The 733-nt window shown below is 25.4% G+C and carries 1 protein-coding gene; it reads left to right on the top strand.

The window, feature by feature from the left end; genetic code table 11:
- The first annotated feature begins 108 nt into the window (after positions 1 to 108).
- Entirely contained in the window at positions 109 to 576 is a 468-nt protein-coding gene (locus tag AJ886_RS01865; protein WP_044780638.1) for a hypothetical protein, read from the top strand.
- Positions 577 to 733 lie beyond the last annotated feature (157 nt).

The raw sequence follows: 733 nt of genomic DNA, 5'->3' as shown, positions 1-733 counted from the left end.
AGATGAAACATTAAGACAAGAATATCTTAAAAACAAAGAATTTAAATTAATTAAAAGTATTAAGTAGATTGGTTATAATAAAACAATTTATCTATATTAGGAGTAAATTTGCAAATTCCTATTTATTCTAAACTCAAAGAAAAACTAGAAAGCAAAGGAATAGACAATATATCAAGTGGGCAAATTGCTTGGTTTGTATGTAGCTTGATTCTTGCTTTGGTGACTTATATTATTCTAACTTTTCACTACATTTACATTAGTTATGGTAAATATGATAAGAATTTATTTTTATTAATATTTGATAGAAATGCAATAGAGTTATTTGTTATTGTATATTCTTGCATAATGTTTAATTTATTATATATTTATAATGCTATTCCTTTGGTTTTATCTGCGGTATTTATATTTTTAGCATTTTATTTTTCTAGTTTAAGCTTGTTTATTGTTGGTTGTTGTGGTATAGGAGTATTTTTCTTAATATCCATTTTTAAAAGAAAGTTTATGTTTAGTGTTTTACTATTCGCCTTGGGTTATACTTGCACATTGTTCTTTTTTTATGGACTGGCAACATATTAGAAAGGATTTTATAAATGAAATATTATGCAACGATTTATATTGATGAGTTTTTAGAATATGAAATATTAGTTAGTCTTTATAATGGAAACGGCTTAGATTTCACCCACGCTTTCTTAGGACTTACCAAAGGCAAAAGTCCTGATGAGCTTGATAAAGC

Origin of the sequence: Campylobacter sp. BCW_6465 (genome assembly GCF_001762815.1) — a bacterium.
In the GTDB taxonomy this organism is placed as follows: domain Bacteria; phylum Campylobacterota; class Campylobacteria; order Campylobacterales; family Campylobacteraceae; genus Campylobacter_D; species Campylobacter_D jejuni.
The sequence above is the reverse complement of the archived record's forward strand: the minus strand, read 5'-3'. Positions and strand labels throughout refer to the sequence as shown.